The 25802-nt window shown below is 69.5% G+C and carries 20 protein-coding genes; 10 read left to right on the top strand and 10 right to left on the bottom strand.

The annotated features are described in order from the left end of the window. Positions 1–251: 251 nt before the first annotated feature. Both ASH02_RS22505 and ASH02_RS22500 read right to left on the bottom strand, forming a co-directional pair. On the bottom strand, positions 252–1925 hold the full coding sequence (locus tag ASH02_RS22505) for a CapA family protein (RefSeq protein ID WP_057295480.1): 1674 nt from the start codon (positions 1923–1925) through the stop codon (positions 252–254). A 69-nt stretch (positions 1926–1994) separates the two neighbouring features. Next, positions 1995–2912 (bottom strand): M15 family metallopeptidase, encoded by a 918-nt coding sequence (locus ASH02_RS22500; RefSeq protein ID WP_056683675.1) that lies wholly within the window; start codon positions 2910–2912, stop codon positions 1995–1997. A gap of 47 nt (positions 2913–2959) precedes the next feature. Between ASH02_RS22500 and ASH02_RS26730 the strand changes: the two genes are divergently transcribed. The 4 genes from ASH02_RS26730 to ASH02_RS22480 all read left to right on the top strand — a co-directional run bounded on the left by ASH02_RS26730 (position 2960) and on the right by ASH02_RS22480 (position 8379). Continuing rightward, positions 2960–4171: a putative protein N(5)-glutamine methyltransferase gene (locus ASH02_RS26730; RefSeq protein ID WP_082563883.1), complete on the top strand. Its 1212-nt coding sequence runs from the start codon at positions 2960–2962 to the stop codon at positions 4169–4171. 52 nt (positions 4172–4223) lie between these two features. Beyond that, on the top strand, positions 4224–5816 hold the full coding sequence (locus ASH02_RS22490; RefSeq protein ID WP_056683673.1) for a GMC family oxidoreductase: 1593 nt from the start codon (positions 4224–4226) through the stop codon (positions 5814–5816). Next, on the top strand, positions 5816–7303 hold the full coding sequence (locus ASH02_RS22485; protein WP_056683671.1) for an aldehyde dehydrogenase family protein: 1488 nt from the start codon (positions 5816–5818) through the stop codon (positions 7301–7303). Before ASH02_RS22490 ends, ASH02_RS22485 begins: the two co-directional genes overlap by 1 nt. 68 nt (positions 7304–7371) lie before the next feature. Then, positions 7372–8379, top strand: coding sequence for a GTP pyrophosphokinase (locus ASH02_RS22480; RefSeq protein WP_056683668.1), 1008 nt, complete (start codon positions 7372–7374; stop codon positions 8377–8379). A 93-nt stretch (positions 8380–8472) separates the two neighbouring features. Here the strand turns inward: ASH02_RS22480 and ASH02_RS22475 are convergent, their stop codons facing one another. The 8 genes from ASH02_RS22475 to ASH02_RS22440 all read right to left on the bottom strand — a co-directional run bounded on the left by ASH02_RS22475 (position 8473) and on the right by ASH02_RS22440 (position 17921). Beyond that, positions 8473–9714 (bottom strand): MFS transporter, encoded by a 1242-nt coding sequence (locus ASH02_RS22475; RefSeq protein WP_056891622.1) that lies wholly within the window; start codon positions 9712–9714, stop codon positions 8473–8475. Further along, complete coding sequence (locus ASH02_RS22470) at positions 9711–10283, bottom strand: ArsR/SmtB family transcription factor (RefSeq protein WP_442938242.1); 573 nt, start codon at positions 10281–10283, stop codon at positions 9711–9713. The genes ASH02_RS22475 and ASH02_RS22470 overlap by 4 nt, the downstream gene beginning before the upstream one ends. Positions 10284–10344: 61 nt before the next feature. After that, on the bottom strand, positions 10345–10851 hold the full coding sequence (locus ASH02_RS22465) for an SRPBCC family protein (protein ID WP_235530140.1): 507 nt from the start codon (positions 10849–10851) through the stop codon (positions 10345–10347). Continuing rightward, the gene (locus tag ASH02_RS22460) at positions 10848–11174 is read right to left on the bottom strand and encodes an ArsR/SmtB family transcription factor (protein ID WP_056891621.1); all 327 of its coding nucleotides are present in this window, start codon (positions 11172–11174) and stop codon (positions 10848–10850) included. The genes ASH02_RS22465 and ASH02_RS22460 overlap by 4 nt, the downstream gene beginning before the upstream one ends. Positions 11175–11384: 210 nt before the next feature. Further along, positions 11385–11618, bottom strand: coding sequence for a hypothetical protein (locus ASH02_RS26490; protein WP_162262615.1), 234 nt, complete (start codon positions 11616–11618; stop codon positions 11385–11387). A 560-nt stretch (positions 11619–12178) separates the two neighbouring features. Beyond that, positions 12179–13411, bottom strand: coding sequence for a hypothetical protein (locus ASH02_RS26270; RefSeq protein ID WP_156393676.1), 1233 nt, complete (start codon positions 13409–13411; stop codon positions 12179–12181). Positions 13412–14191: 780 nt separating this feature from the next. Further along, the gene (locus tag ASH02_RS22445) at positions 14192–16351 is read right to left on the bottom strand and encodes an aryl-sulfate sulfotransferase (RefSeq protein WP_156393675.1); all 2160 of its coding nucleotides are present in this window, start codon (positions 16349–16351) and stop codon (positions 14192–14194) included. A 52-nt stretch (positions 16352–16403) separates the two neighbouring features. Further along, positions 16404–17921 carry an SDR family NAD(P)-dependent oxidoreductase gene (locus ASH02_RS22440; RefSeq protein ID WP_056683653.1) on the bottom strand — a complete coding sequence of 506 codons (1518 nt, stop codon included), beginning with the start codon at positions 17919–17921 and terminating at the stop codon, positions 16404–16406. Between the two features lie 212 nt (positions 17922–18133). On the opposite strand from ASH02_RS22440, the gene ASH02_RS22435 reads away from it, so the two are divergent. From ASH02_RS22435 to ASH02_RS22410, 6 genes are all read left to right on the top strand, one after another. Next, on the top strand, positions 18134–19399 hold the full coding sequence (locus tag ASH02_RS22435) for an MFS transporter (protein ID WP_235532603.1): 1266 nt from the start codon (positions 18134–18136) through the stop codon (positions 19397–19399). Beyond that, positions 19399–19848, top strand: a complete 450-nt coding sequence (locus ASH02_RS22430) for a pyrimidine dimer DNA glycosylase/endonuclease V (protein WP_056683648.1) — start codon at positions 19399–19401, stop codon at positions 19846–19848. The genes ASH02_RS22435 and ASH02_RS22430 overlap by 1 nt, the downstream gene beginning before the upstream one ends. A 136-nt stretch (positions 19849–19984) precedes the next feature. After that, a complete protein-coding gene (locus ASH02_RS22425) occupies positions 19985–21196 on the top strand; it encodes an acetyl-CoA C-acetyltransferase (RefSeq protein WP_056683645.1) in 1212 nt (403 codons plus the stop codon). A gap of 41 nt (positions 21197–21237) precedes the next feature. Continuing rightward, positions 21238–23418 carry a 3-hydroxyacyl-CoA dehydrogenase NAD-binding domain-containing protein gene (locus ASH02_RS22420; RefSeq protein ID WP_235539100.1) on the top strand — a complete coding sequence of 727 codons (2181 nt, stop codon included), beginning with the start codon at positions 21238–21240 and terminating at the stop codon, positions 23416–23418. After that, positions 23415–24449, top strand: coding sequence for a TIGR03617 family F420-dependent LLM class oxidoreductase (locus ASH02_RS22415; RefSeq protein ID WP_056683642.1), 1035 nt, complete (start codon positions 23415–23417; stop codon positions 24447–24449). The genes ASH02_RS22420 and ASH02_RS22415 overlap by 4 nt, the downstream gene beginning before the upstream one ends. 16 nt (positions 24450–24465) lie before the next feature. After that, positions 24466–25620 (top strand): acyl-CoA dehydrogenase family protein, encoded by a 1155-nt coding sequence (locus ASH02_RS22410; protein WP_056891616.1) that lies wholly within the window; start codon positions 24466–24468, stop codon positions 25618–25620. The last annotated feature ends 182 nt before the right edge of the window (positions 25621–25802 follow it).

The following is a 25802-nucleotide window of genomic DNA, read 5'->3' as shown; positions in this document are numbered from 1 at the left end:
ATCAGGCACCACCGACAGCCGACACCCCCAAAACCGGTTGTCCACAGGTCCCGGAGAAGATTCCTCGAACTATTTTCTAGGGGTGGTTCCGAGACAGGCACGGGGCGCGACTTCCTCAACCACCGAGCCACCAAGGACCCGGTGTTCGCGCATCAAAAACACACGGTTCGCGCATCAGAAGCACGCGGTTCGAGGGTGCAAGCCGGAGCGGAGCGCCAGCGCGCTGGCCGGGCGGGCGGCGTACGAGGCGGTCAGGGGGCGGAGAAGTGCTGGTAGTCGGGCTCGGGCCAGACGCCGCCCCACACCCAGCCGATCCGGGTGAACGCCCGGTGCACCGGGTCGCCCGACCGGATCGCTCCGGCCGGCACCGTCGCGCCGCGCGAGCGGTCGATCGCCGCGAACGGGCGACCGCTCGCCGGCTCGATGCCCTGACGGCGCACGTAGGGGTTCTGCACTGGGTTCAGGTCGATCGCCGCGCCGTACGCGTGTTCCGACCACGTGCCCTGCCCGGCCACCAGCCGGCAGTTGAACGCCGACGTGTTGTTCGCCGCCATCGAGCGGGCGTCGTCGCCTGCGTAGTCGTCGATCAGGCGCATCCGGGCGATCGGCCAGCGCGCGGCGTACACCTCACGGAAGACGCCGACGACGTCGTCGGCCAGGTCCGCGCGCACCACCATCTCGCCACGGTGCACCCGGCCGTCGAACCCGACGTACGGGATGCGGAGGTGGCGCAGATCCCGCAACGGGACAGGGCAACCGGCGCGGTGGCTGCTGCGCAGGCGGGCGCGCAGCTCAGGGCCGATCGGCTGCACGGTGGCGGCGTACTGCGGCAGCCCGGCGTCGACGCCCGGCAGAGGTGACAGACCGGTGCAGGAGCGCAGTGTCCGCCAGGTCGAGACGGCGGTGCTGGCCCGGCCACCGCCGAGCGGGGCCGGTTGGCCGCCCTCCGCCGGGATGCTGGCCGGACCCCAGTCGTCGCCGGCCACGACGCCGTCCTCGACCCGCAGGGTGAGTACGCCGGTCAGCGGCTGGCCCGAGTTGTACCAGTGGAAGTTGCCGAGCCCGTAGGCCACGTAGGTGCCGCCGAGGGTGCCTGACCCCTGCAGCTGGTGGGTGTGACTGCCGACCACGATGTCGGCGCCGGCCTCGGAGAGCGCGGTCGCGAGGGCCTGTTGGCGACCGTCGGGACAGGTGGCGTACTCCGTGCCCCAGTGCAGGTAGACCACGACGACGTCGCCGCGGACGCTGGCCCGGCGTACGGCGGCAAGGAGCTGCGCGGGTCGGTCGGAACGCGCGGCGGCGATGCCGGGGGTGGCCGCTCCGGCCTCCCACACCGGGTTCGCTCCCTCGCGGGTGGTGCCGTCGGCGCCGAAGAAGGCGAAGGTCGTGCCGTTCACGGTCACCCGGTGGGGCGTGAAGGCGGCGCGGCTGTCGCGGCCCACCCCGACCACGGCGACCGGCGCCCGCGCCGCAGTGCGCAGGGTCTGCAGCAACCCGGCGCGGCCGTAGTCGGCACCGTGGTTGTTGGCCATGGTCACCACGTCGACTCCCGATCGGTCGAGCAGGTCGAACGCCGCCGGTGAGGTACGGAACCAGTAGCGGGAGTCGCGACGTTCGAGCTCCTTGGTGTCGCGCTGACCCGGGCCGCTGAGCACCGCGCTCTCGAGGTTGACCATCGCCACGTCGGCCGCCGCCAGCTGCTCACTCATCGGCCCCAGCGTGGAGTCGTCACTGCCCGGGAGCCCGGCGAGGTGTCCGGGGAAGTGCACGTCGCCGGCGAAGGCGAGGGTCACGACGCTGGGTGCGTCGACGAGTTCTATCGGCCGGTCCGGACCGCCGATCTGCGGCTCGGTCTCGCACCCGGCCGTCGCAAGCAGGGCAAGGGCGATCAGCCCGACGGCTGCCCTCCCGACCCTGCGACCCATGGCATTTCCCTCCACCCAACTGTCCTCTCACAAGGGAAGACGCGGAAGGGATACCGGAAGTTGCGTCGGTCAGCGATCGTTCTGGCTGAAGTGCTGGTAGTCCTTCAGCGAGTTCCAGGCGCCGCCCCAGCCCCAGCCGATCGCGGCGAACGCCTTCACCACCGGACCATCCGGCGTGATCATGCCGCGGCGTACGGCGGCCCGGTCAAGGTACGACGTGGCGAGCTCGGGGAGCACGAGATCCCCTTTCTCATAGGGATTCTGACTCCGCACATACGGATTCTGGAAGGGATTGACGTCGACGGCCAGGCCGTAGGCGTGCTGGCTGTACGACGACCCGCCGGTGGTCGGACGGCAGTTGAACGCGCCGGTGCCGTTGCCGTCCCCGGTCGGGTCGGCGTCCCGTTCGGCGACGGTCGTGATCGCCAGCTGCTCCATCGGGAAGTCGGCGTCCCACAGGGCGCGGAACGCCTCCACCAGCTGGTCGTCGACCGAGCTGTTGACCAACAGCTCGCCGGTGTGGCGCTCGCCGTCGAAGCCGCGGAAGGTCAACCGGATCCACGACAGCCGGCTCGCTCCGACCGGGCACCCCGGAGCCCAGGTGGAACGCGCAATCACCTGTGCTGGTGCGGGATCCGTGACCACGGCCTTGAATCCTGTGCCGGGCAGCATCGGCAGCGTGTCGGGGAGCGTGAACCGCCGGTTGCGCAATGCGGGAGGGGTCGGCCGTTGCTCGCCGTACCCGTCGCCGGTGGTGGGCAGCACCCGCGTGCCGAGCCAGGGAGGAGGCACGGTGCCGAGGGCCGGAGGCTTCGACGGGCTCGGTGATGGCCCCGAAGGGGCGCTGGTGTGGGAGCTCGTGGGCGACGGTGACGAGATCGACGCGGTCGGCCTGGCCGTGGGAGTGTCCGCGCCGTCGTCGGCGCACCCGCCGGCGACCAGCAGCACGGCCGAGACCACCGCCATCCCCAGCGCTCGCCCTCGCATGCACTCGAGCCTACGACTCGCCGCGCCGTGCCTGAGATGATCGAGGCATGGACGCGAGCACACAGCCGACGGAGTGGGCCCTGCGCCCCGCGCGACCGGAGGACGTCGAGCCGATCGCCGAGCTGCGGGCCGTGGTGATGCGCCCGGACCTGGAGCGGTTGGGGCGGTTCGACGAGCAGCGGGTCCGCCAGCGCCTGCGGGACTCCTTGGTCCCGCAGCACACGTGGGTCATCGAGGCCGACGGTGCGTTCGTGGGGTGCGTCGCGCTCCGGCCGGCCGAGGACGGGCCGTGGCTGGAGCACTTCTACCTCGACCCGTCGGTCCAGGGCCGTGGGCTCGGATCCGCCGTCCTCCACTCCCTGCTGGAGCGGGCCGACGCCGACGGCCAGCAGGTCCGGGTCAACGTCCTGCACGGCAGCGCAGCCCGTCGCCTCTACGAGCGCCACGGATTCACCCTCGAGTCGGAGGATCCGATCGACCTCTGGATGGTCCGGCTGCCGGCGACCACGGAGGGCGTCGCGAACCTGGTGGCACGGCTGCGCGCGGCCGGCTGCGTGTACGCCGAGGAGGAGGCCGCGATCCTGCTCGAGTCGGGCGCCGACCTCGAGTCCCTGGTCGCGCGCCGGGTCGCCGGTGAACCGCTCGAGTACGTCGTGGGCTGGGCGGAGTTCTGCGGACTCCGGGTCGCCGTCGAGCCCGGGGTGTTCGTGCCGCGTCGGCGCACCGAGTTCCTGGTCGAGACCGCGGTCGCCGCGGCTCCGGGAGCGAAGCTGGTGGTGGATCTCTGCTGTGGCTCGGGGGCGCTCGGCCTCGCCTTCGCCGACCGGGTGCCCGGGGTGGAGCTGCACGCCGCCGACATCGAACCGCGTGCGGTGGCCTGCGCTCGGCGCAACCTCCCCGACGCCCAGGTGCATCAAGGCGATCTCTTCGACGCCCTCCCAGAGGAGCTCCGCGGCCGGGTCGACGTACTCCTCGCCAACACGCCGTACGTGCCGACCCACGACCTGGCCTTCCTGCCTCCCGAGGCGCGCGACCACGAGCCCGCCGTGACTCTCGACGGCGGGGGAGACGGCCTGGTCCCGGCCCGCCGAGTCGCCGAGGAGGCCGGCGACTGGTTGGCACCCGGTGGCGTCGTCCTGGTCGAGACCAGTGAGCGACAGGCCGCACGGTTGAGCGCTCACTTCGCTGCCTGCGGGCTGGCCCCCGAGGTCGCCCACGACGATGAGCTCGGCGCCACGGTGGTGGTCGGACGCCGGTGACCCCGCGGACAGGCCATTGTGACCATCCGAGCACGCCCCTAGTCTCCAAGGTGTGGAGACCTTCGACTACGTCATCGTCGGTGCCGGCAGCGCCGGCGCAGTGCTCGCCAACCGGTTGTCGGAGGATGTCGACACGACAGTGTTGCTGCTCGAGGCCGGACCACCGGCGGACGCCGACGAGATCTCGATCCCGGCCGCCTTCGCGACGCTGATCAAGACCAGGTGGGACTGGAACTACCGCACCAGCGAACAGAAGCAGCTGCACAACCGACGCGGTGACTGGCCGCGGATGAAGGCGCTCGGCGGCTGCTCGTCGATGAACGCGATGATCTACATCCGCGGCAACCGCGCCGACTACGACACGTGGCGCGACGACTACGGCGCCACCGGCTGGGGCTACGACGACGTGCTGCCCTACTTCCGCAAGGCGGAGGGAAACACCCGCCTGGGTGGGAAGTTCCACGGGCAGGACGGGCCGCTGCACGTCGAGGACCGTCGCTACACCCACCCGCTCACCGAGGCCTGGGTCGAGTCGGCCGTGGCGTCGGGCTTCAAGCCCACCGACGACTTCAACGGCCCGGAGCAGGAGGGCGTCGGCCTCTACCAGGTGACCTGCCGCAACGGGCGTCGGTGGTCGACGGCCCGCGCCTACCTCGACCCGGCCGCCGACCGGCCGAACCTCACGATCCGCACCGGTGCCTTCGCGGAGCGGATCATCGTCGAGGGCGGCCGCGCGAAGGGCGTCGCCTACGTGACACCCGACGGCCCGCAGAAGGCGTACGCCGACGGGGAGGTGCTGCTGTGTGGCGGGGCGGTCAACTCGCCCCAGCTGCTGATGCTCTCCGGAATCGGTCCGGCCTCACACCTGCGCGAGACCGGCATCGACGTGCTCACCGACCTGGCGAACGTCGGGCAGAACCTGCACGACCACCCGGTCACGCCGTTGATGTTCCACACCCGCGACACCACCGACCTGGCCGACCACAACACCCTGGGCAACTTCGCCCGCGCTAAGGCCCGCGGCACCGGGCCGCTGGTCTCCAACGTCGGCGAGGGCGGCGGCTTCTGGCGCACCCGCGACGATCTCGTGGCGCCCGACCTGCAGGCGCACATCGCGCCGACCGGCTTCTGGGACAACGGCCTGCACGAGGTCACCACACGCAAGGTGACGCTGGCCCCGACCCTGGTGAATGTCGCGAGCCGCGGCCAGATCCGGCTGCGTTCGGCCAACCCACGCTGGCATCCCGAGATCGACCCGGCCTACTTCGACGACCAGGCTGACCTCGACGCCATGGTCGCCGGGGCCCAGCGGCTGCTGGAGACCGCACGCACCGGACCGCTGGCCAGACTCATCGCCGGGCCCGCCCTGCCGGCCATGTCCGACCCCGACGAGTCGCAGTTGATCGAGCACATCCGCGGCAACTCGCAGACCCTCTTCCACCCGGTCGGCACCTGTGCGATGGGTGACGACGAGCGCTCCGTGGTCGACCCCGAGCTCAAGGTGCGGGGCATCGAGGGCCTGCGCGTGGTCGACGCCAGCGTGATGCCGATGGTGCCGCGCGGCAACACGAACGCCCCCACGATCATGATCGGCGAGAAGGCCGCGGACCTGATCCGCGGCCGGGCCACCTCGAAGGAGCAGTGATGACCGACAAGCTCGAATCCCTCAACCCGATCACGGGAGACGTGGTCGGCACCTACGCGGTCGACGACGCCGACTCGATCGCGGTCGCCGTACAGCGGGCTCGTGCGCTCACTCCCTGGTGGGTCTCCATCGGGTACGACGGCCGCAAGGAGGTCCTGGCCCAGTGGCGTGGGGTGATCACCCGACGCATGGCCCAGCTCGCCCAGGTCGTGCACGAGGAGACCGGCAAGCCGCACGCCGACGCGATCCTCGAGATCGGGCTGGCCATCGACCACCTGGCCTGGGCCGCCGGCCACGCGAAGAAGGTGCTCGGTCGTCGCAAGGTGAACGCCGGGCTGCTGATGGCCAACCAGCTCGCCGAGCTGGAGTACAAGCCCCTCGGTGTCGTCGGCGTGATCGGTCCGTGGAACTACCCGGTCTTCACCCCGATGGGGTCGATCGTCTACGCCCTCGCGGCCGGCAACGCGGTCGTCTTCAAGCCCAGCGAGCACACGCCGGGCGTCGGTCAGTGGCTGGCCGACAGCCTCAGCGAGGTGCTGCCCGAGCAGTCGCTGCTCACCTGCGTGCACGGGGTCGGTCCGACCGGCGCAGCCTTGTGCCGCGCCGACATCGACAAGCTCGCCTTCACCGGCTCCGCGGCCACGGGCAAGAAGGTGATGGCCACCTGTGCGGAGAACCTCACGCCCGTGGTGATCGAGGCCGGCGGCAAGGACGCGCTGCTCGTCGACGAGGACGCCGACCTTGCTGCCGCGGCCGATGCTGCCGCGTGGGGTGCGTTCTCCAACGCCGGCCAGACCTGTGTCGGCGTCGAGCGGATCTACGTGCACGACAAGGTCTACGACGTGTTCCTCACGGCATTGACCAAGGCCGCGGACGGCGTACGCGCCGACGTCGGAGCCCAGCTCGGCCCGATGACGATGGAGAGCCAGATCGGGGTGGTGCGCAGCCACATCGACGACGCCCTGTCCCGCGGAGGGCGTGCGGTGATCGGCGGCGCGGACGCCGTCGGTGACCGTTTCATCCAGCCCACGATCCTGGTCGACGTGCCCGAGGACTCCCTCGCGATCACCGAGGAGACCTTCGGGCCGACGGTGACGGTGACCCGGGTCAAGGACATGGACGAGGCCGTCGAGCTGGCCAACGGCGGCAAGTACGGCCTCGGCGGCGCCGTGTTCAGCAAGGCCCGCGGGGCGGAGCTCGCCCAGAGACTGCGCTCGGGCATGACCTCGGTCAACTCGGTCATCGCCTTCGCCGGGGTGCCCTCCCTGCCGTTCGGCGGCGTCGGCGACTCGGGCTTCGGGCGGATCCACGGCGAGGACGGACTCAAGGAGTTCACCTACGCCCACTCCACGACGCGGCAGCGGATGAAGCCCCTGCTCAACCTCACGTCCTTCCAGCGCGGGGAGAAGGAGGAGACGGCGTTCGCCACGCTGCTGACCGCGTTGCACGGCGGCGCTTCACAGCTGGCCAGGAGGCCGCGCCGATAGGCCGTCCGGTCGCGCACGGGCACGCGTCGACCGCGCGCCGGGCCGGGGTCTCTGGCAGTCTGGGGGGCATGTCCAGGAAGCCCCGGCGTCGTCGCGCCACGTCAGCGGCCGCCGCTGCCGTGCAGCAGTACGCCGACGTGCAGCCCTCGCTCGTGCCGATCACCGAACGGTACGTCGACCTGATCACCACCCAGCTCGACGACGCGGGCATCAACTACCTGAGCGTCACCGGGCGCACCAAGTCGGTGGCCTCCTATGCCGCGAAGGTCGAGCGCCTGGCCGAGGGTGTCGATCCGGCCACGGAGATCACCGACGTGGTCGGGGTCCGCGTGATCACCTACGTCCACGCCGACGTGGCCGCGGTGGCCGACGTGCTCGGTGACGAGCTGGTCATCCTCGACGACCGCGACCTGGGCCAGGAGACTGCCAGCGAAGGACGTTTCGGCTACTCCAGCCGGCACGTGCTGGTGACCGTGCGCGACGACGACGCCAGCGAGCTGCTCGGCCACAACGCGTCCGTGCAGATCCGCACGGTGCTGCAGCACGCATGGGCCGAGTTCGAGCACGACATCCGCTACAAGGGCAAGATCCCCGAGGAGCACGCGCCCGACCTCGACCGTCGCTTCACGCTGGCCGCCGGTCTCCTCGAGCTTGCCGACAAGGAGTTCTCCCGGATCCGCGACGTGCTGCGTGCGACCGTGACGGAGGAGCGCGACGAGGCGGACGAGGAGGACCCGCGCATCGACGCGAAGGAGCTGGCCACCTTCCTCAACACGCAGTACGCCGACGTCGGCTGGTCGCGCGGCGACCACTACGCGTGGGTCTCGGGCCTGTTGCTCGAGCTCGGCATCACGTCGCTCGACGAGCTGGCCGGGCTGCTCACCTCGATCGACACCGACTCGATCGACGCACGCATGGGCTACAAGTACCCCGCCGGCGCCGTACGCCGCCTCGACGACGCCTTGCTTGCCGTGTTCGGCTCGCGCTACGTCGGCCTGCACGGCAACGCCCACCGCACCGACCTGCTCAGAGCCCGGCTCGACAAGCTGCGCGCCGACCTCCCCGACCACGAGTAACGCGGGGTTACGGTCGCTCCACACGCGGCATGACACGGGCGAACCGTCAGCACCACCGCACAAGTGCCGTCGTACGGCGACGCAACGGGCCGCTCAGTCGCCGAGGCGCAGCGACATCAGCACCCGGCTGCTCAGCGGCCACAGCATCAGCAGCCCCATCGAGATGCCGAAGACGCACAGCGCCGTCGCGACCGACGTGAGTCCGGCCAGCGCGCCGAACGCGACCATCGCGACGGGCATCAACACGTCGTCGCCGAGCTTCTGGATCGAGACCATCCGGCCGAAGTAGGCGCCGTCCACGGTGGCCACGAAGACCGATCCGAGCAGCGCCGAGGCGACACCCGCGGTCACCCCGATCACGAAGCAGGCGGCACCGGCCAGCCACAACGGGCCGACTCCCAGGAGCGGTATCGAGAGCCCCTGCACGACCAGGCAGATGAACCCGATCCGGGCGGGGAACCGCACGCGCCAGCGCAGCATCGTGAGGGCCCCCACGGCGGCGCCGAGCCCGACCAGCGCCTCGAGCAGCCCCACAGCCTGGGCGCCCCACCCGTCGGCCGAGGCGCGCAGCGGAATGCCCAGGCCGAGGGCCGGCGTGACCGCGAGGTTGAGGCCGGAGAGCGCCAGCACGAGCGTCCGGGTGACCGGCGTACGACCCAGGTGTCCGAATCCGCTGCGGATGCTGCGCAGCACCGGCTCGGCCTCGGCGCGGTCGAGCGGATAGCGCGGGCGCAACCAGATGACGAGGAAGGCCACCACTCCCACGAAGGTGAGCGCGTCGACGGAAGCACTGCCCTCGATGCCGTGGTGCGCGACGAGGAAGCCGCCCACCGCGGAGCCGCCCATGGTGCCGAGACGACTGCCGGTCTGGGCCAGCCCGCCGTACGCAGGCAGGTCTGCGGGCCGGACCATCTGGCGGCTGATCGTGGAGCCGGCCGGCTCGTAGACCGCGTCGGAGATGCCGAACGCGATCGCGGCGACCAGCAGCACCTCGATCGAGGGTCCGGTGGCGGTCACCCAGACCGCGGTCGCGACCAGCACGACGACGCGCACGGCGTTGGCGAGCACCATCACCATGCGGGAGTCGTACCGGTCGGCGACGACTCCGCCGACCAGCAGGACGACGGCCCGCGGGATCGTGCCGGCGGCGACCACGATGCCGGCCATGGCCGGGCTGGCGACCTGTACGGCGGTCCAGGCCAGGGCGATCGTCCAGAGCGCGTCGCCTGCGTCGGAGAGCGACTTCACCAGGACCCAGGCGTGGACGAGGCGGTCACGCGCGAAGGGCGGTGCCGCGACCGGAGGGGTGGTCGTGGGAGCGGCGGGGGTGCTCATGGCCTGGTCGGGAAGCCGTGGGCGAAGACGAAGACCGGCTGGCGTTCGCGGCCGTCGGTCCTGTCGATCGAGGCGACCCAGGCGCGCACCGTCTCCTGCAGCAGTCCCGACAGCTCGGCGAGCTCGTCGGCACTGGCCAGGGTGGAGGTGTCGGAGCTGAAGGCGGCCTCGCGCCACACGGCGTCGGCCCGGTCCTTGCTGCGTTTCCACGCCGCGAGCTTGCCGATCTGGAACTCGACGTTGAGCTTCTCCGCGGCCTTGGCCTGCATGCGGTCGGCCGGGTTGTCGGCGAAGTCGTCGACCGACCAGGTGATCGTGTTGTCCGGCGGGGTGCGCCACCAGCTGGTGCGGCCGTCGGTGGAGAGCTCGGGCGCCCGCTCGACGATCTCGACGCGCTCGAGCATGCGCAGGTGGTGGCTGATGCTGCCGACCTGCTCGTCGAGCGCGCCGGCCAGGGTGGTGACCTGGCTCGGGCCGTGCACTCCGAGGTATTCCATGATGCGTCGGCGGGTCGGGTGGTGCACCGCGCGAAGGGTCTCGATGGAGGTCATGCGCAGGACGCTAGGCACGACCTCCGGATTGCACAAGAGTTCTTGTACATCTCCCGATCAAGCAGCGACGAGGCAGCGATCAGTCCCCGAGTGCGTCGACGTACCTCTGGAGGTAGAGCGGCCAGCCACCGTCTCCGAGGACACCGTCGCGCACCGACTCCCAGCCCTCGCCGTGACGCTCGAAGTGCCGGTGCTCCAACTCGACCCGGGTCTGGGTGGGGCCCTCCGGGGTGAAGGTCACTTCGACCTCGCTGGCGTGGGCGGGGTCAGTGACCAGTTGCCAGGTTGGTGAGATGTCCCAGCTGATCACGAACCGGTGGGGAGGGTCGAAGGCCAGCACGCGTGCCCATCGGCACACCGAGCCGTTCTCGCCACGGTCATAGACGAAGCCGCCGACCCGGGTCTCGAAGACCGTCTCCGCGATCGCCTCCGGGGCGAGCAGATTGTGCTCTCGGGGCTTGATCTGGTCGAACTGTTCGGTGAACACCTGGAAGGCCCGCTCTGCGGACACCGCGACGGTGATCCCGAGCCGGACGGTCTCTTCCTGTTGTGCGTGCGCCATCTTCTTCCTCTCCTCGCTGCTCATGGTTCCTGCGTTTCGTTCGTGGGGGCCTCGGCGAGCTGCTTGAAATTGGTCAGTGCCGCGCCCCAGAAGGACTCGAGCTCCGCGCGCATCGCCTGCAGCCCGTTCGGGTCTGCGGAGTAGATCCGGCGGGTGCCCTCGGCGCGGACTCGCACCAGGGCGGCCTCCTTGAGCACTCGCAAGTGCTGGGAGACCGCCGGTCGACTGATCGGCAGCTCGCCGGCCAGGTCGGTGACCGAACGGGGTCGGGTCGAGAGGCGGGCGAAGATCTCGCGCCTGCTCGGATCGGCCAGCGCCGCCCAGGCATCAACTGCGTAAGTAGTCACGAACGGTAAGTTACCGCTTACGCTCGATCACGGCAAGGGTCATGGCCACTCACCGGGTCGTCGCGACGACTCCCACCGTGTCGCTTCGCGGGTACGGCGCCACCGAAGTGCCCCGGACCGTGAACGTGCGGTGCGCCGGACCCGGACCTAGCCAGGGCGTCGTCAACGTGGCGGCTGGGTGCAACTAGCCTCGCGCGTTCCGAGTGAGGCTCAACAGACCTCGGGATCGTCGATGAGATAACCGCAAGCAACATAGGACCAGTTCACGCGCATGGCGCGATCCTGCCCGTCGGCCTCGTACTCCACGTCCATTCGGTCGACCCACACGCCGGCATCATCCGCCGATAGCACGGTCAAAATCTCGGTGAAGGGGGCATCCGGGGACTCATCGCACCTCTGATCCACTCGGGCACCCTGCGCTGCCACCAGCGACTTCGAGGCCAATTGCCCCCGTCTCGCCAAGTCTGCGGGCGTCCGGGTGTCCGACCCCAGTGGAGACCACATTCCTTGCGGGTCTGGTCGATCCTGTGTGCCGGGCACAGTGCGCACCCAAAACTCCGCATTCACAGGTTTCCCAACCTTGTAGTGAGGCTTCACCCCCGTGATTGTGACCTGCACGGGGGCACAGATGAGCAAACTGCCGAAGGTTGCACGCCACACCCCATGTACTTCGCGTGGCGGTAGGACCGAGGTGCCACCGTCTTGGAACGCTGTTACCAAGGGACCGGCGCCAACGCTGGGGCCGTCCGTCGGGACCTCCTTCGGGCCGCATCCCGCCAACACCGCGGTGACGCACAGCACTGCCACAGTCAAGGCTCCTCGGCGCTTGGCGGCGGAGCGGGTCTCACGCGCGAACATCGTGCATACCTCACTGTCAAGGGGTGGGGGTCGGCGTGGTGCCGGCCCGCCGTCCCGGGCTGAGAACACCTGTGCCATCCCCAGACCGGGACCCGTAGTTGTCGCGCGTGCGGTGCGGCGCATGGTGCCCGCGGCCGCGCGGCTGGTCACCTGCGCGACATCACCTTCCCGGCGTTTGATGGCCAGGTGTTCGACCCGCACATGCGCCGCTTCGCTCGAAGGGTGTACAAGATCTTCTGGCTACTGTTGTACTGCCGACTGATTGACAGATCGATGCCGATCACGCTGGCGAACTTAACTGCCGCACCGTAGCTGTATGCCGACTCGCCCGACTTGTCTCGCCACCACTTGCCCCGCGCGACCCGGGCGCACTTCGTCCAATTCGGCCGGGTCGTCAGTCGGTTAGCACTTGTGCCCCCAGTCTCCCCCGTCGGAAACCACTGACGAAGGCACCCTGCACAACCCCGGGCGCACCAGGTTTCGAACAATCCGTACTCGACGCCCTTGCGATAGCTCCTACCCCGGTTTGACCCTGCCCACTGGAACCCCCATCCCGAACTGGTGTGCTTGGAACTGCCGGCCTTGAAGGCCCCCCATGCCTCTCCGGGGTCGTGGAAGGATGACGCGACCCCATAGGAGGCCCCGGTGGAGGAGTTCACGACCATCGTTGCCGTGTCGTTGCCGACCGGGTACGTGGTGCCGATCGTCGCCGACCGTACGCGTTCGCCCTTCTTGCGATATGAGCACCCAGGGTAGGGCGTGGGGTCGCCGGAACGGGCCCGGGCCGAACTCCCCGGAAGGAGTGAGAACTTTGTGAGCATTACAGACTTGCCGGTGTCGTCGTTGAGCCGTTGTAAGAGCAGACCACCCGGAGTAGCTTGCCGCGCCGCCACGCCCCGGACTCGTACCAATTCCTCCGCGGTGTCGACCCATTTAGCCTGACCACGGTGATCGACCACTGCGCGAACACTGGAGTTCGACTGGTAGGTGCCACGGTCTGTGAACACCATGACGTTGAGGAACGCCACCCCTTGGTCGTCCAACGCTGCGCGCGGCGCCTGATCGGGCCCAGCCGACACCGTGAACGAGCGACCCTTCATGCTCACAGTCGCCGCGGAGAACGGTAGCGCGCGCAGAGTCGTTCCCACCGCCGCGTCCCGCAGATCCTTGTCCTTGGGCAGGAGATACACCTCAACGTCTTGCGCTTTCACGCCGGCGGGAAGTTCGCCCGATATAACGATTGTCTGGTTGGAACTGCCGTCTGCCTCTTGAGTTTGGTCGGCTCCGGCCGCCTGAGCGCCGCCGATCACCAAGGCCAAGACGGCGGCTGCCGCTGTCCACCGCAACGCGAAGCCGCGAGAAAATTTGGGTTTACGCATTGGGCAGAACCTCCGAGTAGGGTGCGCTGACCATAACGTAGGCACTTGCTTTTTGCGCTGCATCGCACTCGACATCAAGGACCCTGAGACAGACCGCCCGGCACGGGAGAGGCCGGCCAGACTGAAGGCGGCCGCCCGCGGCGCCACGAAGCGTGATGAGATCGACCGCATCATCGAACGTGGCCGATCCCGGCAGGTGATCGATGATCGTCCCGGGGCGGAGACTCTCTGGGACGACGAGCATGGGCTTCCGCGTGATCATCGACTCCTCGGCTCTGGTCGCAATTGTGCATGGTGAGAGCGATGCGGCCGATCTCGCCAATGTCCTGGCGCAACGCGCGGGCGAGTCGTCGATCTCGGCGGCCACCTTGGTCGGGGCCGCCAACGTCATCGAGGCACACCAGGGCCGACTCGTCACCGGACTTCGATCTGCTCATGGAGCACAAGAATGCGGTCATCGCGCCGCTTCACGAACACAGGCACGCGCGCCTAATGATGCCTGGCGCGCCTCGGGAAGAGGCGCGCCCAGGCAGCAGGTCACAACCTGGTCGACTGCTTCAGTGAGGCCCTCGCAGCAATCTCGGGCGAGTCGCTCCTCTTCGAAAGCATTATGACTGCCGCAGACGGATGTCCTCGTCGCCAGGTGATTCATCATTCTCACCAGGGGCGGGGGCTTGAAGTCCTTCACGAAGTAGTCGAAGAGGTCCTCGCCCGACCCCGCCGAGCACGATCGGGTTGTAGACCCGCGCCGTCAACCAGGTCGAGCCGCGCGTGTCACCCTCAGCGAGTGGTCGCGATGACTCCGATCGTGTCGCTTCGCGGGTACGGCGCCACCGAGGTGCCGCGCACCGTGAACGTGCGGTGGTCGCCGGGTCGGGCGTACGCCGTCCGCGTGATCCGGACCTTCACCACGAACCCCTGGCTCGGCCGCAGCCAGGGCGTCGTCAACGTGCCGGCCACTGCCGCGGGGGTGACCCGGCGCGAACCCACGTAGTAGTCCACGGCGAACCGCTTGCTGCCCGCGGTTCCGCGCAGCCGGAACCGGTAGGCCTTGGCGCCGTCGTTGACCAGGCGCACCTGGCTGATGCCGGTCCGTCCCGCCTTGAGCAGTCGGTGGGTGATCGACTGCCGCTCCGCGCCGCCGTACACGTCGATGCCGGTGTAGCGGGCGGCGGTGCTCTTCTTCACCTGGGTGTCCGGCTGGGCGGCCTGCACGTCGTACCCGATGGTGCGGACGACGGTGTGCCCGGCGCCGTCGACCGCGGTGAGCCGCACGGTGTGGTGGCCGGCCGTGGAGGTCGCGAGCAGTCCGTCCGAGGCCCCGGTGACCCGGCAGGTGACCAGCGACGAGCCGCCGCGGTCGGTGCAGTCGGTCGTGACCGGGACCCGCTGCCCCTGCACGTACGTCGACCCCTCGACCGGACCACGCAGGGTCGCCACGGGTGCCTCGGTGTCGGCGATCGCGGCCAGGTGCGCGCGGTAGGTGAAGAGCCGGTCGTTCACCAGGGGGTTGGTGTCGCGCAGCTCCCAGATCTTCTGGCCGGTCGCGGACAGCTCGGTGGCGGTCACCGCGCGCGACGACGCCCAGCCGATCAGCCTGTTCCCGTTGGGAAGCTGGGCGACGCCGCCGGCGAAGAGCGCCCCGCGATCGGGCTCGGTGAAGGAGGAGATCAACCGGGCCGTCCCGGCGGTCTCGTCGATCTCGTACTCGGTGATCCGGGTGAAGGGCCGCGCGACCTCCGGGCCTGCGGGGTCGTCGGGGTTGATGCAGAACTCGTCGAAGCCGCCGCCGTACGAGCCGTTGTCGAAGATCAGGATGTTCCCGTTCGGCAGCTCGCTCGCCGTGTGCTGGGCGCAGGGCCCGTAGTAGGGGTCATCGACGAAGTCGAGGTCGCTGCGGTGGCCGCCGAGCCGCCACAGCACGTCGCCCTGCGCGTGGCCGTCCTCGGTCTCGAGCGCGATCTTGAAGACCGAGCTGAAGTGCCGGAACGACGCCAGCAGGTTGCCGTCCGCGGTGAGCACGATCGAGTTGATGTGGGCGTAGTCGGCCTTCTCGCCGGCGTCGTGCTCGACGGTCTCGGCGTCGATGTCGACGTGGTCGGCGGAGTTCCAGTCGAACATCAGCTCGCCGTCGGGGGCGAAGCCCTGGATCACGGCGTCGGTCATCTGGGTGGCCGGGTTCCGCTCGTAGGCGAGCAGGTAGGTGCTGCCGTCGGCGGCCAGGATCGAGTCGTGCGGGTCGGTGTTGACCAGGCCCTCGGTCTCGTGGGTGCGCAGCGGCTGCAGCGCCTCGTCGAGCTCGACCAGCGCCTGCCCGTTGCGGCCGGGGGAGACCGCCGAGGCCCGCGACGACGACAGGCTGCCGTTGGGCTGCCGCTTGAAGTCGATCGAGGAGGTGGTCTCGGTGTGCACGTGCACCGGGACGCCGTTGCGGTCGACCGCGGTCTCGAAGAACGGTCCGCTGGTGAACCGGGAGAGCGTCAGCAGCACGTGCCCGGGAGTCACCTGGTCGCTGACCGGTGTGGTCCGCTCCAGCGTCGGGAAGCCCGCGGGGAGGTGGATGAGCGAGTGGACGGCGTGGCCGGCGGAGTCGTCGATGATCACCGAGATCTCGTCGCCCTCGGCCAGGCCGGTGATGGTGCGGCTGCCCGTGGTCGGACGGCCGTTCACCAGCACCGTTCCGCGCGGGTCGGAGGTGGTCGCGGTGACCGTGACCCGTCCCTCGGTGCCGGCGGTCGTGGTCACGCCGTAGCGCTCGACCGACGGATCGAACGCGGGATACATCGCCACGCCCGTGCCGTCGACGGACACCGAGTGGACGGGTGCCGCGGCAGGCGTCGTTGCGACTGCTGAGGCCGGTGCCGCGTGGCCGCCGGGCAACAATGGGCCGGCGCCTGAGAGGGCCACGGCCAGGGCGAGGACGACGTACGAACGGAGCACTCCCGAACCGTACGGGAGTCGGACTCGATCGTCAGGCGATCGAGCGGAAGCCTCACCAGGGGCTGGGCTTGAAGTCCTTCACGAAGCAGCCGTAGAGGTCCTCGCCGGACTCGCCCAGCACGATCGGGTCGTAGACCCGGGCCGCGCCGTCGACCAGGTCGAGCGGTGCGTGCCATCCTTCGGCGGCGATGCGCAGCTTCTCCTGGTGCGGCCGCTCGTCGGTGATCCAGCCAGTGTCGACCGCGGTCATCAGGATCTTGTCCGTCTCGAACATCTCGCCCGCGCTGGTGCGGGTCATCATGTTCAGCGCCGCCTTGGCCATGTTGGTGTGCGGGTGACCGGCGCCCTTGTAGCGGCGGGAGAACTGCCCCTCCATCGCCGACACGTTGACGACGTACGCCCTCCGGGCACCGGCCTGTACGGCGGCACGCATCGCCGGCCGCAGCCGTGAGACCAGCAGGAACGGCGCGATCGAGTTGCAGAACTGCACCTCGAGCAGCTCCAGCGGGTCGACCTCGTCGACGACCTGGGTCCAGGAGTTGTTGGTCTGGGTGTCGGGCAGCAGCCCACCGGCGTCGACGGCGGTGCCGGCAAGGTGCGCCTCGAGGGAGGCGTTCCCGGCGGAGAGGGCGAGCGACGTGAGGCTGGCCGCGGTGTGGGCGGCCCTCGCGTGCTCGAGGGTCTCGCCTTCGTGGTGCGCGACCGCGTCGCTGCTCAACGCGCCGGCGATGGCTGCCGGGTGCGCCTCGGAGATGTGGTCGAACCTGACCATCTCGGGCAGCTCGAGGTCGGTCGGGAGTGGTGCGGACTCCATCTCGACGAGTTGGCTGTAGGCGCCGGGCGATCGGCGTACGGTCTGGCAGGCGTTGTTGATGATGATGTCGAGCGGACCGTCGGCGGCGACGTCGTCGGCCAGCGAGATCACCTGGGTGGGGTCGCGCAGGTCGATGCCGACGACCTTGAGCCGGTGCAGCCAGTCGCCACTGTCCTCGAGCGAGGCGAAGCGGCGTACGGCGTCCTTCGGGAAGCGGGTCGTGATCGTGGTGTGCGCGCCGTCGCGCAGCAGCCGCAAGGCGATGTACATGCCGATCTTGGCGCGGCCGCCGGTGAGCAGCGCGCGCTTGCCAGTCAGGTCCGTGCGCTGGTCGCGCTTGGCGTGCGACATGGCGGCGCAGGCGGGGCACAGCCAGTGGTAGAAGGCGTCGACCAGCGTGTAGTCGGTCTTGCAGATGTAGCAGCCGCGCGGCTTGAGCAGCTCGCCCGCGAAGGCGCCGGCGGCGTTCGAGACCAGCGGGATGCCCTGGGTCTCGTCGTCGATCCGCATCCTCGACCCGGTGGCGGTGGCCTCGATGACGGCCCGGTCGGCGGCGGCCTCGGCCTCGCGCTTGCGGAGCCGACGGGCCTGCTTGAGCGCCTTGTACATGTGGGAGGCGGCGTGCTTGACCGTTGTCACGTCGGGGTGGTCCGTGGGCAGCTCGTGCAGCTGGCCGAGCACCTTCACCGCGGTCGCCAGCTCGTCCGGGTCGATCCGGTCGAGGGTGGGGTCGGAAGGGGCGGGCGGCTTGGTCACCGGCAGATTCTAGGCCCTGATCGACCTGTCGCTACTTTCGATCGACCTGTCGCCAGTTTCGGCTCTGGCGCAGAACTGGCGACGGTCGCTCAAGACTGGCGACGGGTCGCTCAAAACTGGCGACGGGTCGACAAGAACTGGCGACGGGTCGCTCAAAACTGGCGACAGGTCGGCAAGAACTGGCGACAGGTCGGCGGGTAGCGTCGTCACTCGTGCTGAGGGGACTGATGGCCGACACCGCGCCACTGCGCAACGACCACTTCCGTCGGCTCTGGATCGCCAACATCATCACCGTCATCGGTGCCCAGCTCACCGTGGTCGTCGTACCGGCCCAGATCTACGCGATCACCGGTTCCTCGGCGTACGTCGGCCTAACCGGAGTCTTCGGCCTCGTGCCCCTGGTCGTCTTCGGGCTCTGGGGTGGCGCGCTCGCCGACGCGATGGACCGGCGGACGCTCCTGCTCTGCACGACGATCGGGCTGATCGTCACCAGTGGGCTCTTCTGCGTGCAGGCCGCCCTCGGCAACGAGAACGTGTGGCTCCTGCTCGGCCTCTTCGCCGTGCAGCAGGCCTTCTTCGCGATCAACCAGCCGACTCGCAGCGCCGTGCTGCCCAAGATCCTGCCGATGCGGCTGCTCCCGGCGGCCAACTCCCTGAACATGACCGTGATGATGGCCGGCGCGATCGCCGGCCCGATGATCGGCGGCGCGCTGATCCCGGTGCTCGGCTACGCCTGGCTCTACCTGGCAGACACGGTGACCCTCTTCGCCACCCTCTCGGCGGTGGTCGCCCTGCCGGCGCTGCCGATCGAGGGAGTGACCAGCACCCCGGGCCTGCGCTCGGTCATCGACGGGCTGGCCTACCTGCGCGGCCACCCGGTGCTGATGATGTCGTTCGTCGTCGACATCATCGCGATGGTCTTCGGCATGCCGCGCGCCCTCTTCCCCGAGATGGCGGACAGCGACTTCGGCGGCCCGAGCAACGGTGGCATCGCCTTCGCACTGCTCTTCGCGGCCATCCCCGCCGGCGCGGTGATCGGCGGCGTCTTTTCCGGCTGGGTCTCCCGCGTCGAGCGGCAGGGGAGGGCAGTGATCATCGCGATTCTCGTGTGGGGGCTGGCGATTGCGTTCTTCGGCCTCTTCGTCGGGTTCGCCAACGGGAGCGGCGGCGTGATGCTCGGCGCCGCGATCGCGATGCTGATGGTCGGAGGTGCGGCCGACATGGTCTCGGCGGCGTTCCGGCAGAGCATGCTGCAGAGCGCCGCCTCCGACGAGGTGCGCGGACGGCTCCAGGGCGTCTTCATCGTGGTGGTCGCCGGCGGCCCGCGCATCGCGGACGTCGCCCACGGGGGCGCCGCGGCCATGGCCGGTACGGCGACCGCGGCGGCAGGTGGGGGCGTACTCGTCGTGGTGCTGACCATCGCAGCGGCGATCGCCGCACCCGCGTTCATGCGCTACCGGCTGGCGAGGGCCGACTGATGCGGGTCTGGTCGCTGCACCCGGAGCAGCTCGACGTGAAGGGCCTGGTCGCTTGCTGGCGCGAGACCCTGCTGGCCCAGAAGGTGCTGCGAGGCCTGACCGAGGGCTATCGCAACCACCCGCAGCTCACCCGGTTCCGGGCTACGGACGATCCGGTCGCCGCCGTGGCGACGTACCTGCACGGCATCGCCGACGAGGCCGACGCTAGGGGCTACAACTTCGACCGGGCCCGCGTCGTCACCGAGGCCGACCCGGCCCTGCGGATGCCGGTCACCGAGGGCCAGGTCGCCCACGAGTGGCGGCATCTGCTGGCCAAGGTGGCGCTGCGCGATCCGGAGAGGCACCTGTCCCTCCTTGCCACCGAGGCCCGGGTGCACTCGCTGTTCGTCGTGCACCCGGGTCCGGTCGAGCCGTGGGAGGTCGTGCTCCCCGCGCCGCGGCCCGACTGACCCGAGCTCGGTCGCTCTGGGCCCTCCTTTCCGGCAAGCTCCCACCCGGCGGGTGCCGCAACCTCCCCCCGGAGGGTGATGCCGTCGCGCAGGCCGCCTTCTAGCGTCGTTCGGGCCGACCGACGAAGGAGCACGCATGACGCACGAGGCGATGATCTACGAGGCGATCCGGACGCCCCGTGGGCGTGGCAAGAAGGGCGCACTTCACGGAACGAAGCCGGTCGACCTGGTGGCAGGCCTGGTCGATGAGCTGCGGGGCCGTCTGCCCGAGCTGGATCCCTCCGTGATCGACGACATTGTTCTCGGTGTCGTCACCCCGATCGGCGAGCAGGGCGGTGACATCGCCAAGGCGGTCGCGCAGGTCTCGGGGCTTCCGGAGACCGTTGCCGGCGTCCAGATCAACCGCTACTGCGCCTCGGGCCTGGAGGCCACGAACATCGCCGCAGCGAAGGTTCGTTCCGGCTGGGACCGCATGGTCCTGGCAGGTGGAGTGGAGTCCATGTCGCGCGTGCCGATGATGTCGGACGGCGGGGCGCTCTTCACCGACCCGACCACGACCTACGACCACCACTTCGTGCCCCAGGGCATCGGCGCCGACCTGATCGCGACCCTTGAGGGCTTCAGCAGGGAAGACGTCGACGGTTTTGCGGTGACGTCCCAGCAGCGCGCCGAGGCGGCGTGGTCCCAAGGCCGGTTCAAGCGCTCCGTCGTACCCGTCGTGGATCAGAACGGTGTGCTCGTTCTCGATCACGACGAGCACCGGCGCCCGGAGTCGACGGTCGCCTCGCTCGGTGAACTGGCGCCGTCCTTCGAGGTCCCGGGGACCAAACTGGGGTTCGACGCGGTCGCCCTGCAGAAGTACCACACGGTGGATCGGATCAACCACGTGCACACAGGCGCCAACTCGTCAGGGATCGTCGACGGGGCCGCGCTGGTGCTCCTGGGCAGCGAGCAGGTCGGTCGGGACCTCGGCCTGGAGCCGCGGGGTCGTGTGGTGGCCACGGCGATCACTGCCGCCGACCCGACGATCATGCTGACCGGCCCGAAGCCGGCCACCGAGAAGGTCCTGGCGACCGCGGGCCTCACGCTGGCCGACATCGATCTCTTCGAGCTCAACGAGGCCTTCGCGTCGGTGGTGCTGAAGTGGATGAAGGACCTCAAGATCCCGGCCGAGAAGGTCAACGTCAATGGCGGTGCCATCGCGATGGGGCACCCCCTAGGGGCGACCGGAGCGATGCTCGTCTCGACCGTCCTCGACGAGCTCGAGCTTCGGCAGGAGCGACGTGCCCTGGTGACCCTGTGCGTGGGCGGCGGCATGGGGATCGCCACCATCATCGAGCGCCTGTGACCCGGCCGGACCCCACTCCAGAAACCACTGAGGAGAAGCACGTGACCAGCGTTCCGACATCCGGCGATCAGCCGATCTTCACCTGGCGCAAGGAGGACGACGGCATTGTCGTCCTCACCATCGACGACCCCACCCAGGGCGTGAACACCGTCCACGCGCGCTTCGTCGCGGAGCTGGCGGAGACGGTGGAGCGCCTGCGGGCGGAACGGGACTCGATCTCCGGAGTCGTCATCACCTCAGGCAAGTCCACCTTCGTGGCGGGAGGTGACCTCGAGGAGATCGTGGCCCTCGGACCCGAGGACGCCACCCGATTCACCCAGCACCTCAACCACCTCAAGGGCCAGCTGAGATTGCTCGAAGGTCTCGGCCGCCCGGTCGTCGCTGCGATCAACGGATCCGCGCTCGGCGGAGGCCTCGAGCTGGCACTCGCGACCCACCACCGGGTGGTGCTGGACTCGCCGAGGGTGCAACTGGGTCTGCCGGAGGTGGGTCTGGGCCTCCTGCCCGCCAGCGGCGGCATCATTCGAACTGTGCGGCTCCTCGGAGTGCGCAAGGCGCTCGACGACGTCCTGCTGTCGGGCAGGCGGTTCCGTCCGCAGCAGGCGCAGGAGCTCGGCCTGGTTGACGAGCTGGTGAAGTCGGCGGACGAGCTGCTGTCGAGAGCCAGGCAATGGATCGTCGAGAACCCCGACGCCGCGCAACCGTGGGACGCCAAGGGTTTCGCCATCCCGGGCGGCACTCCGACCAGGGGCGCCCTGAGTGCGGATCTTCCCTTCCTCGCCTCCACGCTCCGGGCCAGGACCGGAGGTGCTCCGGCCCCCGCCCAGCGCGCCATCCTGGCCGCGGCGGTCGAGGGTGCCCAGGTCGACATCGACACGGCAGGCCTGATCGAGACCCGCTACTTCGTGGAGCTCGCCACGGCCCAGATCTCGAAGAACCTGATCAACCTGAACTTCTTCGACCTCCAGGCGATCAAGGGGGGTGCCAGCCGGCCGAACGATCAGCCGTCGTACCGGGCGAGGCGGATCGGCGTGGTCGGCGCCGGAATGATGGGCGCCGGAATCGCCTACGCATCGGCGAAGATCGGCATCGACGTGGTCCTGGTCGACACGACACTGGCCGGCGCGCAGAAGGGGCGCGCCCATGCGGAGAAGGTCGAGGCCAAGGCCGTGAGTCGTGGACAGCGCACCCAGGCTGACCAGGACGCGCTGCTGAACCGGATCACCGTCTCTGACCGCGTGGAGGATCTCGCTGACGTGGACTTCGTCATCGAGGCAGTCTTCGAGAACGCGGAGCTGAAGGCCGAGGTCTTCGGCAGGGTCGAGGGCGTGGTCGGGCAGGACACGGTTCTCGGTTCGAACACGTCCACCCTCCCGATCACCTCACTCGCCGCCTCGGTGCGGCGCCCGGAGGACTTCGTAGGCGTGCACTTCTTCTCTCCCGTGGATCGCATGCCGCTGGTGGAGATCATTCGCGGGGAAGCCACCTCCGACGCCACTCTCGCCAAGGCCTTTGACCTGGTGCTGCAGCTGGGGAAGACGCCGATCGTGGTCAATGACAGCCGTGGCTTCTTCACCAGCCGCGTGATCATCTCTCGACTCAACGAGGCCGTTGCCATGGTGGGTGAGGGGGTCGCCCCGGCCAGCATCGAGCAGGCCTCCCTGCAGGCGGGCTACCCCGCGGGGGCGCTCCAGCTCCTCGACGAGCTGACCCTGACGCTGCCGCGGGACGTACGCGAGGAGGCGCGGTCTGCTGCGACGGTCGCCGGTCAGGAATGGGAGGCCCATCCCGGCCACACGACCTTCGACCGGCTCATCGACCTCGGACGCGTGGGGCGCGCGGGCGGTGGTGGTTTCTACGACTACGACGAGAAGGGACGACGTACCGGGTTCTGGCCCGGCCTCACGGAGGCCTTCCCCCCGGGTGACGACATTCCGACGGTGGGGGACCTGGCCGACAGGCTTCTCTTCGCCGAGGTTCTCGAGGCGTGGGCCGCCCACTCCGAGGGCGTGATCGAGGCGCCGTCGGATGCCAACGTCGGTTCCCTTCTCGGCATCGGCTTCCCTGCGTGGACGGGTGGGGTCCTCCGGTTCCTCGACCAGTTCGACGGCGGACGTCCCGGGTTCGTGGCGCGCGCTGAGCAGTTGGCCGAGCAGTACGGCTCCCGCTTCCGCCCGCCGGCCTCCCTGGCCGAGACCGTCTCCGAGGCATCGGGAGCATGAAGGTCGACGCCAACATCGGCGGCCAGATCGACGGCTCCGAGGGTGGCGACCTGCCGACTCTCATCGACCAACTGTCCACTGCGGAGGCGTGCGGTTTCAACGGTGTCTGGAGCACCGAGGTCGGACGGGACCCGTTCTTTCCGCCGTTGATCGCTGCCGAGCACACCCGGGAGATGACGGTGGGGACCGCGGTGGCGGTCGCGTTCGGACGCAGCCCGATGACGGTTGCCTCGTCCGCCCACGACCTTCAGGGTTTCAGCGGTGGGCGATTCGTCCTCGGGCTCGGCACACAGGTCAAGGCACACATCGAGCGGCGCTACGGAATGCCTTGGTCGAGGCCGACCGCGCGAATGGCCGAATTCATCGGCGCACTGCATGCGATCTGGGACAGCTGGGAGTCGGGTGACCGCCTCGACTTCCGCGGCGACTTCTACAACCACACGTTGATGACCCCGATGTTCACTCCGGCACACCACCCGTGGGGGAGACCGCCGGTGTTCCTGGCAGCCGTGGGCCCGCGGATGACTGAGGTCGCTGCTTCCGTCGCCGACGGGATCTTCATCCACGGCTTCACGACAGAGCGCTACCTGCGTGAGACCACGCTGCCCCTGATCGAGGGCACGCTCGATGCCAACCGGCGTGACCGGGCCTCCTTCGTGATCGCCTACCCGGGCATGGTGGCAACCGGCGCATCCGAGGAGGAGCTGCTCGCGGGGATCGCGGCGGTGCGGCACCAGATCGCGTTCTACGGTGCGACCCCGGCGTACCGATCGGTCCTCCAGCTGCACGGCTGGGAGGGGCTCCACGAGGAGCTGCACCAACTTTCCGTCGCGGGCAGGTGGGCCGAGATGGACGATCTGGTCGACGACGACGTGCTGAACGCCTTCGCCGTCGTCGGTGGTCCCAGTGAGGTCGCTGCCGAGATCAGCCGTCGCTTCGGAGAGGTCATCGACCGCTTCACCCTCTACACGCCGTACCCGCTCAGCGCGGCCGCCCGCGCGACCGTCGTGGCCGGCATCGCTGCCGGCTGAACCCCAGGAGCACTCGATGGACTTCCAGACCAGCGAAGAGCACCGTGCACTGCGGGCAGCAGTGGCGGGAATCAGTGGCAGCTTCGGCAACGACTACTACACGAAGAAGGCAGAGGCAAGGGAGTTCACCGAGGAGCTGTGGCTCGCGCTGGGTGAGCGCGGGTTCATCGGCATCAACATCCCGGAGGAGTACGGCGGGGGCGGGGCCGGTCTCGCCGAGTTGTCCGTCGTGGTGGAGGAGACCGCTGCGGCGGGGTGTCCACTGCTCCTGCTGCTCGTGGCCAGTGCCATCAGCGGGGAGGTGATCGCCGAGTTCGGCACACCACAGCAACGTCGTCAATGGTTGCCGCGGCTCGCCAGCGGCCAGGGCCGTGTCGTCTTCGCGATCACCGAGCCCGAGGCCGGTTCGAACGCGCATGACCTCGCCACCACGGCCCGACGCGACGGCGACGAGTACGTCCTCAGCGGAACGAAGCACTACATCTCCGGCATCGACGTCGCCGACGCCGTGCTGGTCGTGGCAAGCACCGGTACCGATCCGGAGACCGGTGCCGCGGAGCTCTCCCTCTTCGTGGTCGACACGGATGCTCCGGGTCTGGTGGCGCAACCGTTGCCGGTCGCGGTCAGCCTGCCCGAGCGTCAGTTCACCCTGTTCTTCGACGACGTGCGCGTCCCGGCCGATCGCCTCATCGGCGTCGAGGGCGCCGGATTCAAGCAGGTGTTCCACGGCCTCAATCCCGAACGGGTGACCGGTGCGGCACTCCTGGTCGGCATCGGTCGGTATGCGCTCGCCCGCGCCGCCGAGTATGCGAACAGCCGGTCCGTCTGGGGGGTGCCCATCGGCTCCCACCAGGCAGTGGCGCACGCGCTGGCCGCCGCCCGGATCGACATCGACGCTGCTGCCCTGATGACGGCACGGGCAGCCTGGCTCCATGACCAGAAGCTGCCCGCCGGTGAGGCGTCCAACATGGCGAAGTACCTCGCGGCCGAGGCGGCGCTGGCCGCGCTCGACGCGGCAATCCAGTGCCACGGGGGCAACGGGGTGGCGACCGAATACGGACTCATCCCGCTGTGGGGCCTGGCTCGCGTGTTGCGCATTGCCCCGGTGAACCGGGAGATGATTCTCAACTACGTCGCGCAGCACTCGCTGGGGCTGCCGAGGTCCTACTGACGCATTCCCGGCTGACGCGACCGACCGCCGCGATTCCGGTGAAGCCGACCCTGTCCCAGCCGTTCCTCGCCCGGCCCGGCGGGAGGAGGCATTTGCTTCCTGGGGGTGATCCGCCCGCCCCAGTCGGTGCTCCATCGTTGGTCTCGCTGCACCTGCCGGGAGGTCCGCGAGCGCCGGCCGAG

The sequence above is a fragment of the Nocardioides sp. Soil796 genome (assembly GCF_001429525.1).
Lineage (GTDB): Bacteria > Actinomycetota > Actinomycetes > Propionibacteriales > Nocardioidaceae > Nocardioides.
The sequence above is the reverse complement of the archived record's forward strand: the minus strand, read 5'-3'. Positions and strand labels throughout refer to the sequence as shown.